Annotated in this window: 14 protein-coding genes; 5 read left to right on the plus strand and 9 right to left on the minus strand. The window is 57.1% G+C overall.

Annotated features, from left to right (window positions below):
* Positions 1-348: 348 nt before the first annotated feature.
* The 9 genes from dnaB to HMPREF2710_RS01420 form a co-directional block, all read right to left on the minus strand.
* Complete coding sequence (gene dnaB / locus HMPREF2710_RS01380) at positions 349-1,704, minus strand: replicative DNA helicase (RefSeq protein WP_070599135.1); 1,356 nt, start codon at positions 1,702-1,704, stop codon at positions 349-351.
* A 105-nt stretch (positions 1,705-1,809) separates the two neighbouring features.
* The gene (locus HMPREF2710_RS01385) at positions 1,810-2,826 is read right to left on the minus strand and encodes a glycosyltransferase (RefSeq protein ID WP_239662258.1); all 1,017 of its coding nucleotides are present in this window, start codon (positions 2,824-2,826) and stop codon (positions 1,810-1,812) included.
* Between the two features lie 336 nt (positions 2,827-3,162).
* Complete coding sequence (locus HMPREF2710_RS01390) at positions 3,163-3,969, minus strand: class I SAM-dependent methyltransferase (protein WP_044150903.1); 807 nt, start codon at positions 3,967-3,969, stop codon at positions 3,163-3,165.
* Positions 3,970-4,612: 643 nt separating this feature from the next.
* Entirely contained in the window at positions 4,613-4,918 is a 306-nt protein-coding gene (locus HMPREF2710_RS01395; protein WP_065423876.1) for a hypothetical protein, read from the minus strand.
* A 240-nt stretch (positions 4,919-5,158) separates the two neighbouring features.
* Positions 5,159-5,611, minus strand: coding sequence for a 50S ribosomal protein L9 (rplI, locus tag HMPREF2710_RS01400; protein WP_049341934.1), 453 nt, complete (start codon positions 5,609-5,611; stop codon positions 5,159-5,161).
* Positions 5,612-5,631: 20 nt separating this feature from the next.
* Entirely contained in the window at positions 5,632-5,868 is a 237-nt protein-coding gene (gene rpsR, locus HMPREF2710_RS01405; protein ID WP_004005948.1) for a 30S ribosomal protein S18, read from the minus strand.
* A gap of 83 nt (positions 5,869-5,951) precedes the next feature.
* The gene (locus HMPREF2710_RS01410) at positions 5,952-6,584 is read right to left on the minus strand and encodes a single-stranded DNA-binding protein (RefSeq protein ID WP_005504055.1); all 633 of its coding nucleotides are present in this window, start codon (positions 6,582-6,584) and stop codon (positions 5,952-5,954) included.
* Between the two features lie 95 nt (positions 6,585-6,679).
* The gene (gene rpsF, locus HMPREF2710_RS01415) at positions 6,680-6,985 is read right to left on the minus strand and encodes a 30S ribosomal protein S6 (protein ID WP_005504056.1); all 306 of its coding nucleotides are present in this window, start codon (positions 6,983-6,985) and stop codon (positions 6,680-6,682) included.
* Positions 6,986-7,175: 190 nt separating this feature from the next.
* The gene (locus HMPREF2710_RS01420) at positions 7,176-8,600 is read right to left on the minus strand and encodes a CCA tRNA nucleotidyltransferase (RefSeq protein WP_070599137.1); all 1,425 of its coding nucleotides are present in this window, start codon (positions 8,598-8,600) and stop codon (positions 7,176-7,178) included.
* A 126-nt stretch (positions 8,601-8,726) separates the two neighbouring features.
* On the opposite strand from HMPREF2710_RS01420, the gene HMPREF2710_RS01425 reads away from it, so the two are divergent.
* The 5 genes from HMPREF2710_RS01425 (at position 8,727) to trxA (ending at position 14,007) form a co-directional block, all read left to right on the plus strand.
* A complete protein-coding gene (locus tag HMPREF2710_RS01425) occupies positions 8,727-9,230 on the plus strand; it encodes an NUDIX hydrolase (RefSeq protein ID WP_070599139.1) in 504 nt (167 codons plus the stop codon).
* 64 nt (positions 9,231-9,294) lie between these two features.
* Complete coding sequence (gene murJ, locus HMPREF2710_RS01430) at positions 9,295-10,959, plus strand: murein biosynthesis integral membrane protein MurJ (protein ID WP_012904376.1); 1,665 nt, start codon at positions 9,295-9,297, stop codon at positions 10,957-10,959.
* Between the two features lie 196 nt (positions 10,960-11,155).
* A complete protein-coding gene (locus tag HMPREF2710_RS01435; protein ID WP_172633361.1) occupies positions 11,156-12,346 on the plus strand; it encodes a serine/threonine protein kinase in 1,191 nt (396 codons plus the stop codon).
* 246 nt (positions 12,347-12,592) lie between these two features.
* Positions 12,593-13,627: a thioredoxin-disulfide reductase gene (gene trxB, locus HMPREF2710_RS01440; protein ID WP_049341938.1), complete on the plus strand. Its 1,035-nt coding sequence runs from the start codon at positions 12,593-12,595 to the stop codon at positions 13,625-13,627.
* Between the two features lie 53 nt (positions 13,628-13,680).
* The gene (gene trxA / locus HMPREF2710_RS01445) at positions 13,681-14,007 is read left to right on the plus strand and encodes a thioredoxin (protein ID WP_049341939.1); all 327 of its coding nucleotides are present in this window, start codon (positions 13,681-13,683) and stop codon (positions 14,005-14,007) included.
* The last annotated feature ends 49 nt before the right edge of the window (positions 14,008-14,056 follow it).

Raw genomic sequence — 14,056 nt, forward strand, 5'->3', positions numbered from 1 at the left:
GCAACCCGAAAATGGGTGAAGTAGACCACAAAAAGGACCTTGAAAGGGTCTCAAACACCCTCACAAACACCAAACTACCTAGTCAGTGCGTTTTATGGGTGCTAAAAAATCTTTAAAAAACTTCCAAAAAACCTTATAAACGCAGAAGAAACCACTCAAACCCTCACAGAATGCCCTCTAGAACCCCCTCCGCAGCCCCTATTCCCATACCCTGCGCTTGATTCCTAACCCTGCACGATTCCTAACTCTGCATTTGGGTACCCATACCTATAGATGCGAAAAAGCCCCTCCCCTTCCATCCTGTAATGAATAGAAGAAGAGGGGTGCAGCTACAGAGTGCTGAGCTGATTAGTACTGGGGAGGCGCCTCATTCGCCATATTGTTGAAGCGCGAATACTTACCGCTAAACGCCAACGGGATAGTACGAGTCGGACCACCACGGTGCTTAGCAATAATCATGTCCGCCTCACCCACGCGTTCACTATCCGGGTTATACATATCCTCACGATGCAGCAGAATCACCATATCCGCATCCTGCTCAATAGAACCCGACTCACGCAGATCCGAAACCATCGGACGCTTATCAGTACGTTGCTCCGAACCACGGTTCAACTGCGACAGCGCAATCACCGGAACATCCAGCTCCTTAGCCAACAGCTTCAGGCTACGAGAAAACTCCGAAACCTCCTGCTGACGCGACTCAACCTTCTTACCCGAACTCATCAGCTGCAGGTAGTCCAGCACCACAAGCTTCAAATCATTACGCTGCTTGAGGCGACGGCACTTCGCGCGAATCTCCATCAGAGTCATATTCGGCGAATCATCAATAAAGAGAGGCGCAGAATCAATACGACCCTGCAGAGTCGCCAAGTTCGTCCAACCCTCAGTATCCAGGTCGCCCTTCTTCAGACGACCCATCGAAATCTTGCCCTCCGCAGAGAGAATACGCATCGCCAACTCAGTACGACTCATCTCCAGCGAGAAAAACACAGTCGTCATCTGATGATGAATAGCCGCAGAACGAGCAATATCAAGAGCCAGAGTCGACTTACCCACACCCGGACGAGCCGCAATAACAATCATCTGGCCACCGTGCAGACCACCGGTCAGCTCATCAAACTCAATAAAGTCAGTCGGCACACCGTACACGCCATCGGGGCGGTTCGAGTTCGCATCAATCTCATTGATAGTCTCCTCCAACGCATCAGAGAAAGACACATAATCTTCCTTCGCGTTACCATCAGTCACCGCATAAATCTCAGCCTGCGCCTGATCGACCAAAGTATCGACCTCAGTCTCATTGGCGTAACCCAGCTGAGCGATCTTCGTACCCGCCTCAATCAGGCGGCGCATAATCGCGTGCTCCTTAACAATCTCAGCGTAATACTGAGCGTTAGCAGCAGTCGGAACCGACGCAATCAGCGTATGAATATAGGCCGCGCCGCCCACACGAGTCAGCTCGCCGCGCTTCTTCAGCTCATCAGCAACCGTAATCGCATCCGCAGGGCTACCGTGACCGTAAAGAGAAAGAATCGCCTCATAAATCGTCTCGTGCGCCGGCTTATAGAAATCAGACGCACGCAGGCTCTCAACCACATCCGCAATAGCGTCCTTTGACAGCAGCATGCCACCGAGCACCGACTGCTCAGCCACATCATCATGAGGCATAGTGCGGGAACCATAATCAATGGCAGTTTCAGACATGCTTATCCTCGCGTTTCAATCCGGTATCTACGACGTTCCAGAAACAATTTCTGTAGAACTCCTATGCTAGTTTCTCACGAAGGCACACGCGAAACATATACACGCCTAATGGGCAGCGCGCAGATAATCCTCAATCTTCTCAACGGCGAGCGCCGCCCCATCCATGGTGCGCATTGCCTCACCCAGCTGCCGCGCCCTAGCGCGCATGCCCTCATCGCTGAGCAGACGGTCCAGAATATCGCGCATATTGCCGCGGCGCACATCATTCTTCGTGAAACGCAGGGCGTTACCGTAGCGCACGCACTCCTCAATATTCCAGCTTTGCTCCGCCTGCATCGCAATACCGGCAAACGGCACACCCGCCAGGCACGCCGTCTGTACTGTCCCCTCACCGCCGTGGGTTATCGAGGCATCAATATGACCGGTGAGCAGATGCGCCGGAACAGTCCCGGCGAAATGGATATTGCTGCCCAGCAGGTGGGTATCCGAGAGCTGCACCCCGCCGCCAACCAGCACATCCACCGGAGCGGCTGACAACTGTTGCAGCACCTGCACCAAAATATCTGCGGAGCCGGATGAGCCCATTCCCACGTAAATCAGTGGCCGCTCCCTGCGCTCGCGAACAATCTGCGGCAGTTCACCGGGCGCACGGTAATAAATAGGCCCCACACCAACATCAGGCTCTACCAAAGAATCCCCGCGCAGCTGCGTAAACAGAGAACAGATAAGATTCACGTCGGCACTGAGCATATCAACAGTACGGCGAGGAAGCCTCAGCCCATGCTCACGTGCCACACGAGTAAAAGAAGCCGGCTTATACGACAACACCCGCGCCACCGCACGCAACCACCCCGGTGCCGCAAGCTCGCCACCTACAGGCTTCTTCGAAAAATACGTCGACGAGTAAGCATACGGGCGCGCATAGAAAATAGGGACGCCCGCAATACGCGCAGACAGCAGCATCGTCAGATTAGAACCAATCACCACAGCATCCGCGCTAAAGTCACGAATAGCCTCAAGCTCAGCGGCGACCCGCCGACGCACCATATCGGTCGTGAAAGGATGCCGCACTCCCCTGCCCTGATCCAACGCCATAATCTGCTCCGCCTCAGCATCGCTCATGATTGGCTCACGAAGATGCACAGGAAGCCCGGCGCTTTCCAGTAGCCCCAAATACTTAGGGGAATACACGTGGAACAAGACCGTATGACCTCGCTCCCGAGCCACACGCGCTATCTCAATACAGCGCGTGGTTTCACCCATATTGAAGCTTTCGGGAGAGAAAAGAATACGGCTCATAACAAACTCCGGCAGGCGCACACGTGACTGAGCCGATTCTGCGGCTCATACACCGCGGCTCATACACCTCAGTGTAAAACGGAGCCCCAGTATTCCCTCGGATAGAGGGGAATACTGGGGCTCCGTTTCGCTGTATAAGCTTTGCGGTGTGACTCTGTCTTACTTCTTACGCAGAATCAGACCGATAGCGCCAATGTGGTCCGCGTGGCGGCGGAACACACCGCGCATACCCAGCACACGCTCACGAATCTGCGGCTTACGCGCCAGGTTGAACGCAATCTTCGCAACGCCAGCGGGACCCTCATCAGCCAGCAGACGCTTCGGCTCCAACAGAGCCATATCGGTCTGGTACACATCCAGCACCTCGAAGCCAGCCTCTTCCGCCAGCGCAGTCCACTCGGCAACAGTCAGCGGGCGGGCGTTCACACGGATAGTGCGCGCCAAATCCTTCTGAATCTCTTCCTTCAGCTCGGGGCGCAGATAATCGGGAACCAGCGACATCTCGTGAATAGCGTAGTAGCCGCCCGGACGCAGCAGACGAGCCGCCTCACGCATAATCTCCAGCTTGTGCTTATCGGTCTGCATGGTCAGCATCGCCTCGCCCACCACGGCGTCGTAGCTTTCTGAGGGCAGACCGGTCTCCTGGGCGCTAGCGTTCACCACACGGTAGTTCGGCTTAGTCGATGCGCCAATACGCTCGGTTACGATTTCAGCAGCCTTGGGATCAAGATCCACACCGGTGTAGCTCTTGGGGGAACGCTTCACAATCTCCAGGGCGGTAATACCCAGGCCCGGCGCAAACTCCACGACGTCAATGTTGCCGCCCAGAGCACGAGCCAGCAGCCAGTTGGTGGTCTCGCGGCCGCCGGGGCGCAGAACCTTCTTGCCCAGCTGAGCCAGCAGCCAGTGACCTGCTGCCTTTTCGGCGGGGCGGTCGGTACCGGGAACGGAAGGGGTCTTAGACACGGAAGACAACTCCTCAATACTTGTATTTAATATGCAAAATTTATCTTTCCCAATTCTAGACCCGCCACCCCGAGAAAGGAAATATGACGTTATATAGAAGTATGGTTGCCCTTTATTACAGCATGCCGCAACACCACTACAGCCACCCTTGCTGCACACCCTAGAGATTAAACAGAAACTGGAGCTGGACCTCTCGATCCAACCCCAGTCTCATCACACACACATACATACGAAAATCAGAGCCACTTCCGCAAGGAAAGTCCAACTTTCTGATGGCCCTCTCGAACCATCTATATAAAGTATTACGCGTAAACCTTTATTCCCTGTAGGTTAAAGCTGTAAGAAAGCTGGGAATAGATTTTTCTTCAAAATCGGGGGTAGCGCCCCGGATTTCACGCGGAAACTACACGTCGCGTTAAAAGAAGAAAGGCAAGGCGCTTTTGCCTTGCCATCCTTCTTTCGCTAGCGGGCGACCCCGCTACACGAAACACACACATTCACATCGCAGTCCTCTCGAACCAACACTTATAGTAAACACCCCCAACCTTATGGGAGGATTGAATTTCGCTGGAAACAAGCTGGGAGAAAACCAACAGAACCCTGAGAGCTTTGATATTGTGCAGTTTGCGGACTCTAAACCGGGCTAATAAGCCGCCATATACAGACCCAGCAGCACCAACGGGTTAGCCACTACAGAAATAACCGCCAAGCAAATATTGGTCACGCGGTACTGACGGAACTTCACCAGACCCACCAGCGCGCACACCAGCGCAACACTGGATGCAAGGCCGCCAACTACCAGCAAAAGAAGCAGAAGAGCAGTAGCAACATTCGCGTCCGCAAATGGGATAACCGCTAGAGCGCACAGCAGCAAATTGACGCACTCCAACACCACACCCGTGGACAGAAGCTGCGCACTAGAAGATAAACGTGAAAAAGATCGAGCCATGTCTACCAGTCTACGGGGTCAATTGGTGTACTTCGCAGTCGCAACCGCTCTGACCACCAATCCTTCTGTAGCACAACACATATTCTCAGGCTCCAAAAATAATGTTTCACGTGAAACATGTACAGGAGCGGGCACAGCTATGGGTACAACAAACGGGGTGCCCCTCACGAAGAGGGACACCCCGTCCGACACTCAACGCCGCAGCATCAAAGCACCAGCGTCAAATATCTAAAAACCTACTTACGCAGCAGCAACGACGTCCAGGACAACGTTAGCAACAACGTCAGGGTGCAGGCGGACAGTCACCTTGTACTCACCGGTGCGCTTGATAGCGGAACCCAGGTGGATGGTGCGCTTGTCAACGGAGCCAATGCCAGCAGCCTCAATAGCCTCAGCAATAGCCTCAGCCTTGACGGTACCGAACAGGCGGCCGTCAGCGCCAGCCTTGTGTGCAACGACAACCGGCTTAGCAGCCAGGGCCGCAGCAATTGCCTGAGCCTCTTCCAGAGAAGCCTTAGCACGAGCCGCACGAGCGGCACGGATGGACTCAACCTGCTTCTCGCCACCCTGGGTCCAGGTCACGGCGAAGCCGCGGGGCAGCAGGTAGTTACGTGCGTAACCGTCCTTAACGGTGACAACATCGCCAGCTGCACCGAGGCCGGAAACTTCCTGAGTCAGAATGATCTTAGCCATGTTACTGTCTCTCCTTCTCTTTAGCGGCCAGCGCCGGAGTAGGGCAGCAGTGCAACTTCGCGGGCGTTCTTAATAGCCTGAGCGATCTTGCGCTGCTCCTGAACGGTCACGCCAGTCACGCGGCGAGCGCGGATCTTGCCGCGGTCGGAGATGAACTTGCGCAGAAGTGCGACGTCCTTGTAGTCGATAACGGTGACGTCAGCAGCCTTGAGGGGGTTCTGCTTGGGTTTGGGCTTACGGATTTCAGCCTTAGCCATCGTGGTGCTCCTTAGAGTTGGGAGCCCGCGGCGGATAACCGCGGGATGGATTGATAAATTACTATTCGGAAAACGAAACCGGCTTAGAACGGAGGTTCGTCGTCGGCGCCGCTACCCCAGTCATAGTTACCACCAGACTGAGAACTCCACGGATCAGCAGCAGGAGCTGCGGGGGCCGCCGGAGCAGCCGGAGCGGAGTAGCCAGACTGGCCAGAGTAACCATTACCCTGAGCAGCAGCAAAATTGTTCTGCTGAGGAGCGGAGAAACCGCCCTGAGCAGCAGCGTTGTACCCAGCGCCACCGCCAAAGCCACCCTGCGCACCGCCACCGAAGTTATTACCTCCGGCAGAACGCTGTGCGCGAGTCACCTGAGCAGTAGCAAAACGCAGAGTCGGGCCGATCTCCTCGACCTCAAGCTCAAACGAAGTACGACGCTCGCCTTCCTTGGTCTCGTACGAGCGAGACTTCAGACGGCCCTGCGCGATAACCTGAGTACCCTTCTTCAGAGTCTCTGCAACATTCTCAGCGTAACCACGCCACACCGACGCACGCAGGAACAGGGTCTCCCCATCCTCCCACTGGTTCGTCTGGCGGTTAAAAGTACGCGGAGTCGATGCGATCGTGAAATTAGCAACCGCCGCACCCGCAGGGGTGTAACGAAGCTCCGGATCGCCAGTCAGATTACCAATAACGGTAATAACGGTATCGCCTGCCATTTGATGCCTCCTCGATAAGAGTTACAAGTATGTTGAATCCAGTACAGCGCAACCCCCTGACATTTTTAGGGGGTCAGCCGACCGGCAAGAAACAACTACTTGCTGGAGATCTTCTGATCCTCCGGGCGGATGATCTTGGTACGCATGACGGACTCGTTCAGGTTCAGAACACGATCGAGCTCAGCTGCGGTCTCAGGGGTAGAGGTGAAGTTCACCACTGCGTAGATACCCTCAGACTTCTTCTGGATCTCGTATGCCAGGCGACGACGGCCCCAGATGTCGACGTTGTCGACGGAACCACCCTCGTTGGTCACGATCTCGAGGAACTTGGACAGCGACGGCTCAACCGCACGGTCCTCAACCTCGGGGCTGAGGATAACCATCAGTTCATATGCACGCATGATTAAACCCCTCCTTTGGGCTAAACGGCTATGGGATTTCCATAGCAGGAGATTCATTGTGCCCTACACGTGAAACACACCGGGCGGGGAACACGCATAGATTTCTTAACAATACACGAGAAAAAGCAGATAGAACAGTACCGCACCGCGTGACCTCAACCATGCGATGCGGTACCAAAAACCGCAGAAGCTACGCCTCCCGACGCTGCTCCCACCACTGCAGAAGACGAGCCTTCACCTCCTCCTCAGGAAGCGAACCCTCATCCAGACGCACATTCAACAAGAACTTATACGCCTCACCCACCACCGGGCCCGGCGCAATACCAAGAATCTGCATAATCTGACCGCCATCCAGATCCGGACGAATCGAATCCAGCTCCTCCTGAGCAGCCAACTCAGCAATACGACGCTCCAAATCGTCATACGCCTCAGCCAGCGAACGCGACAGACGACGATTACGAGTCGTCACATCAGAACGCGACACACGATGCAGACGCTCCAACTGATCACCCGCATCACGCACATAACGGCGCACCGCAGAATCAGTCCAACCCGACTCACGGTAACCATAGAACCGCATATGCAGCTCCACCAGACGAGCCACAGCCTTAATCGTGTCATTATCAAAACGCAGCGCACGCATACGCTTCTTCACCATCTTCGCGCCCACCACCTCATGGTGCAGGAACGAGACGGAGCCGTCCTTTTCAAACTTACGAGTCTTCGGCTTACCAATATCGTGCATCAACGCCGCAAAACGCAGAATAAAATCAGGAGCCGGGCACGGACCATCCTTGTCCGTCTCCTTCTCCATTGCCTGCTCCATCACCTTCAACGAATGCGCATACACATCCTTATGGTGATGCGCAGGATCCATCTCCATACGCAACGCAGGAAGCTCCGGCAACACATAATCCGCCAGACCCGTATCCACCAGCAGGTTCAAACCAACCCGCGGATAATCCGCCTCAATCAGCTTCACCAGCTCATCACGCACACGCTCAGCCGAAATAATCTCAATACGGCCAGCCATCTCACGCATCGCCTCGAAAACCTCCGGGGCAACCTCAAGATTAAAACGCGCAGCAAAACGAGCCGCACGCATCATACGCAGCGGATCCTCAGAAAAAGACTCCTCCGGCGAGCGCGGAGTACGCAAAACACCCGCACGCAAATCCTCAACGCCACCAAACAAGTCAACAACCTCACCACTGGGCAAAGCCGCCGCCATCGCATTAATCGTGAAATCACGACGCACCAAATCGGCGCTCAAATCGGTACCGAACTGCACCGTCGGCTTCCGCGAATCGGACACGTACACCTCGGCACGGTACGTGGTCACCTCATACACCACGCCATTCTTACGCGCACTAATCGTGCCGTACTCCTTGCCGATATCCCACGTATGCTCACCCCACCCACGCAGAATCTGCTCGCTCTGCTCCGGAGTAGCATCCGTCGTCAAATCAAAATCGGTGAAGAGACCATCCTCAACCCGCAGATTATCGCGGACAATACCGCCCACCAAGTACAGCTCAAAACCCGCCGCACGGTACAGTTCTCCCAGCTCGGCGGCATCCGGGTACTTCGACACAACATCAATAATCAGCGACATAATCCTTTAATCGTGCCAGAAAAACCCCAGCACGCCCACCCCACCCCCACAACACCCACACCAAAGACAGCTATCTCACCCAAAACCGAGACACACAAACCCTCACATATCGGTTAAGGTAGAACCATGAGCATTCCCGTACCCCGCGCCCCCAAAACGCGCTTCACCGCGCCCGCGCGAGCGGTACCCGCCCCCGAAGAAGTCTCCGCAGGCGGGCTCATCATCGACTTTGACCGACCCGAACAGCTACCCGTAGCCATCATCGCCCGCATCAACCGCAACGGACAACGCGAATGGTGCCTACCCAAAGGCCACATCGAACACGGCGAAACCACCGTCGAAGCCGCACAACGCGAAATCAGCGAAGAAACCGGAATCACCGGCTACCCCGTAGCCTCCCTCGGCACCATCGCCTACTGGTTCACCTCCAACGGCACGCGCATCCACAAAACCGTGCACCACTACCTCTTCGCAGCAACCGGCGGAGAACTCAGCATCGACAACGACCCCGACCACGAAGCAATCGACGTCGCATGGGTCCCCCTCGAAGAGCTCCCCACCCGCCTCTCATTCGCCAACGAGCAACACACCGCCCGTAGCGCGCGCGAATACATCACCACCCAGCTCTAACCACCCACTGTAAGAGCCCAAAAACTAAAAGAAGCAATCATCCGCCGACACAGGAGAGACATACGTGGCACGTAACGACGCCCGCTCAAGCGCAATCATGGCAGCAGGCACCCTCGTCTCGCGCATCCTCGGATTCGTCAAGACCATCCTGCTCACCGTAGCCATCGGCTCACTCTCAACCGTCGGCGACGTCTTCGAAACCGCCAACACCCTACCCAACCTCATCTACGTCCTCGTAGCAGGCGGCGTGTTCAACGCAGTCCTCGTACCCCAAATCATCAAGGCGGCCAAAGCACAAGACGGCGGCGCACGATATATCTCCAAACTCGTCACCCTCACCGTCACCGCAATCGGCCTCATCACCATTATCACTGTCGCCTGCGCCTGGCCCATCATCAGCATTATGGGCTCAGGATGGAGCCCCGAACAACGGCAGCTCGGCTTCATCTTCTCCCTCTGGTGCCTACCCCAAATCTTCTTCTACGGCCTCTACACCGTCATCGGACAGGTCCTCAACGCCAAAGATGCATTCGGCGCCTACATGTGGTCGCCCGTACTCAACAACGTCATCACCATCCTGTCGCTGATCCTGTTCATCTTCCTCTTCGGCGCACAAACCCCCAACCCCAACCCGATTCACACCGTAGACAACTGGACCAACGCACAAACCCTCGTGCTCGCCGGCTCCTCCACCTTCGGCGTCATCATGCAGGCACTCGTCCTGTTCATCCCCCTACGCAAGCTCGGCCTGCGCCTCAAGCCCGACTTCGCGTGGCGAGGCATCGGCCTGCGCGCAGCCTCCAAGCTCGCCGCCTGGACCCTCGCCTCCGGCATCATCTCCAACCTCGCGTTCCTCTACATGACCAAGGTCGCCGCAGGCATCGTCGGCCAGCGCGAGCACTACGCCGCCCTCGGCATCCAAATCCCCGGCCTGCAGGCACTCAACTACGCCTCCATGCTGTACATGCTCCCGCACGGTGTCATCGGCATCTCCATCGCCACCGTGCTCTTCAACCGCATGAGCGCCTCCGCTATCGCCGACGACAGCGACAGCGTCATCTACGCACTCTCCCACGGCCTGCGCAACGCAGCCGTAGCCACCGTCTTCTGCATGGTCGCACTCATGGTGCTCGCAGGCCCCGTCGCCGTACTCTTCAGCGGCGGCGACCCCATCGCAGCAACCATCATCGCCAAGCTCATCGTCATCACCGCGCTCGGCACCCCCACCCTCACCATCAACTACCTCTACAGCCGCGTGCTCTACGCCCGCGAAGACGCACGCACCCCCTTCCGCATCCAGGTGTACTCCGCCATCATCATGGTCATCATGAGCTTCGCAGCATCCCTGCTCGACGCACAGTACACCGTGTACATGCTCGCCTTCATCTACCCGGTGCACAACATCCTGATCATGTTCATCAGCCACCACATGGTCCGCCGCCGCCTCGGCTACTACGGCCAGCGCGGCATCGTCAGCACCTACGCCCGCACCACCCTCGCCTCCCTCTTCGCCGGCGGCATCGCGGCCATCGCACTCTGGCTGCTCGGCGGCTACCAGCTCGACGGATTCGCCTGGGCATCCAAGCTCACCGCAATCATCACCCTCGCAGTATGCGGCACCGTCATGGGCCTGGCATACCTCGCTGGTATACAAATCTTCCGCGTCAAGGAAGCCAACGCACTACTGGCACCCCTCACCTCCAAACTTGAGCGTTTTGCCCGCCGCTAAAGCAGCACACAACGCCCAACCCGGGTAGCTGTCCGTGCACCCACCGCACCCCACACCGGGGCCCGCAGAGGACACAGGTAGCCACCCGGGCGCCACAAACTATCACTCAGCCCCAGCATCCTTCAATGCCGGGTAGAATCTAATAGTCAGGGCCCGCCACACGGCAGGCACTATGAAACCACCTCGGGAGAACACGTTGTCGCAACAGATTCCGGTCGGATCGGTCCTCGGAGGCCGCTACGAGATCACCGCACACATCATCATTACGGCAGAATCCGACATGGTGCTTGAAGGCACCGACCAGATTCTCAACCGTAAGGTCTCGGTCGTCGTCGCATCGCCCAGCCGCAGCGCACTGCTGGAAGCAAACTCCCGCGCGCTCGCAACCAACGCACGCGGCAACATCCAGATCCTCGACCTGGGCATCACCCCCGAAGGCAGCCGCTACCTCGTCACCTCCCACACCCGCCCCGACACCCTGCTGGACACCCTGCTGGTCGAAAACCACGCACTCTCCAACGCAGAAGACGCACTGGGCACCGAAATCTTCGGCGACTCCGAAAGCAGCAGCTCCCCCAACACCTATGAGAAGGTCTCTGCTTCCAGCGCCAACCAGGAGAGCATCACCGCCGCCAAGAACTGGAACGCATCCGACAGCGCAGCCGTCACCGCATACTCCGAACCCACCAGCATCTACGAAGATGACGAAGACGAAGAAGACGGCAGCCGCGGCACCTGGGCAGTCGCCCTCGCAGCAGTCCTGCTGCTCGTCATCGTCGCAGGCGGTATCCTCACCTCCCTGGGTGCAATCGGCTCCAACCAGGCAGCCGCACCGCACACCCCCAAGTCCTCTATCTCCGCCTCCGAATCGGCTGCGGCAAACGCCAGCGCATCGGTATCCCCGACCGCTAAGGCATCGAACGCACCGGCGAAGATCGCGTCCGTGGCTCGCTTCGTGCCCTCGAACCCCACGTTCATGAACGACATGGACACCCTCATCCCGAACCTGACCGACGGTAACGCCAACACCGCATGGATCAGCTACGGCTTCGGCACCGCCAACTACGCCGGCACCATCAAGGAATTCGGCCTGGCACTGAAGTTGCAGACCCCCACCGTCGTCTCCAAGCTGACCATCCAGCAGAACACCGGCACCGGCGGCTCCTTCACCGTCTACACCAACAGCTCTGCATCCCTGGACGGTGCGGTTGAGGTCGGCAAGGGCACCTTCGAAGGCAAGGATGCAGTCGTCACCCTGGACACCTCCAAGCAGAGCGCAGAAAAGGGTGCCTACGTGATCATCGTGGTCAACGAGCTGCCCCGCCTCTCCCTGCCGATTGGAACGTGGAATTACGGTCTGCGCATCAACGAAATCAAGGTGGACTAATCAACCCATAACGCGACGCCGACAGTGCGCTCACGCCCCAGACACAAGGGCGGGGCTTCTGAACTCAACAGTTCGGAAGCCCCGCCCTTTTTGATGTCTATTTATGACTCTTTATGGCAGGGTGGCTACTCAAAGATTCACAGTGCGCGGAGTATCTGGATAAGGGTCCCCCAAAAATGGAATAATCGAGGATAAAGCCCTGTTATAGGGGCAGAACGAAAGACCTACAACGGAAAGATATATCTGATGACTGAGAATCTGGGAGGCCTCTTCGGAGGCTCCGCCCTGGGCAATCTGAACCTCGCTTCCGCACCCGCCACCAAGGCGGCACCGGCAGCCGAGGTTGAGGCCGACGCAACCGTCCACAACGTCATTATTGTGGGCTCCGGCCCCGCTGGTTACACCGCGGCAATCTACGCGGCACGCGCCGAGTTGAAGCCTGTCCTCTTCGCCAGCTCCCTGGCGCCCGGCGGCTCCCTCATGAACACCACCGAGGTCGAGAACTTCCCCGGATTCATTCAGGGCATCCAGGGCCCCGAGCTGATGGAGAACATCGGTCAGCAGGCTGAGCGTTTCGGCACTGACATCCGCTACCAGGACGTAGAGAAGGTTGAACTCACCGGCGACGTGAAGAAGGTCTACACCGCTGACGGCGCCGTTCACCTGGCAAAGACCGTCATCATGACCACCGGTTCTCAGGTCCGTAAGCTCAACATCGAGGGCGAAGACCGACTCTCCGGTTACGGCGTCTCCTGGTGCGCAACCTGCGATGGCTTCTTCTTCAAGGACAAGGAAATCGCAGTGGTCGGCGGTGGCGACTCCGCGCTGGAGGAGGCACTGTTCCTGACGACCTTCGCATCCAAGGTGTACCTGGTGCACCGCCGCGATTCTTTCCGCGCTTCGGAAATCATGCAGACCCGCGTGTTCAACAACCCGAAGATTGAGGTTGTCTGGGACTCGGCTGTCACCGCCGTTCACGGCGAGAGCAACCTCGAGTCGATCACCCTGACCAACACCAAGGACGGTTCTGAGCGCCAGCTGGCTGTTCAGGGTCTGTTCATCGCTATTGGCTCCGATCCTCGCGTGGAACTGGTACGTGACCAGCTGGAGATTACCGAGAACCACACCATCGCGGTTCAGGGTCGTTCCTCGAAGACTTCCGTTCCCGGCGTTTTCGCTGCCGGTGACGTGATTGACCCGACCTACCGCCAGGCAATTATTGCTGCCGGTTCCGGTGCTGTTGCCGCTCTGGACGCGCAGCACTACCTCGAAAACCTCTAAACTATTCGTATTACTCGCAGGGGAATCCACCCCGTGTCAGAAAGGAGCACTCCATGAGCAGTGCACAGCAGGCAACTGATGCCACTTTTGACGAACTGGTTCTGAAGAACGACAAGCCCGTTATCGTGGACTTCTGGGCTGAATGGTGCGGCCCCTGCCGCATGGTTGGTCCCGTGATTGACGAGATCGCTGGCGAGTACGCCGGCCAGGTCGACGTGGTCAAGGTGGATGTTGAAGCAAGTGGCGATACCGCCATGAAGTACGGCATCACCTCTATTCCCGCCATCTACCTTTTCAAGGGTGGCGAGGTCGTCAAGAAGACCGTAGGCGCTAAGACGAAGCCTGCTCTACTGGCCGAGTTCTCCGAGCACCTGGGCTAATCTTTCGAGAAGCTAAAGAAAAACTCTCGGTGATGTTTCACGTGAAACA

The organism is Rothia sp. HMSC069D01 (assembly GCF_001810135.1).
Lineage (GTDB): Bacteria > Actinomycetota > Actinomycetes > Actinomycetales > Micrococcaceae > Rothia.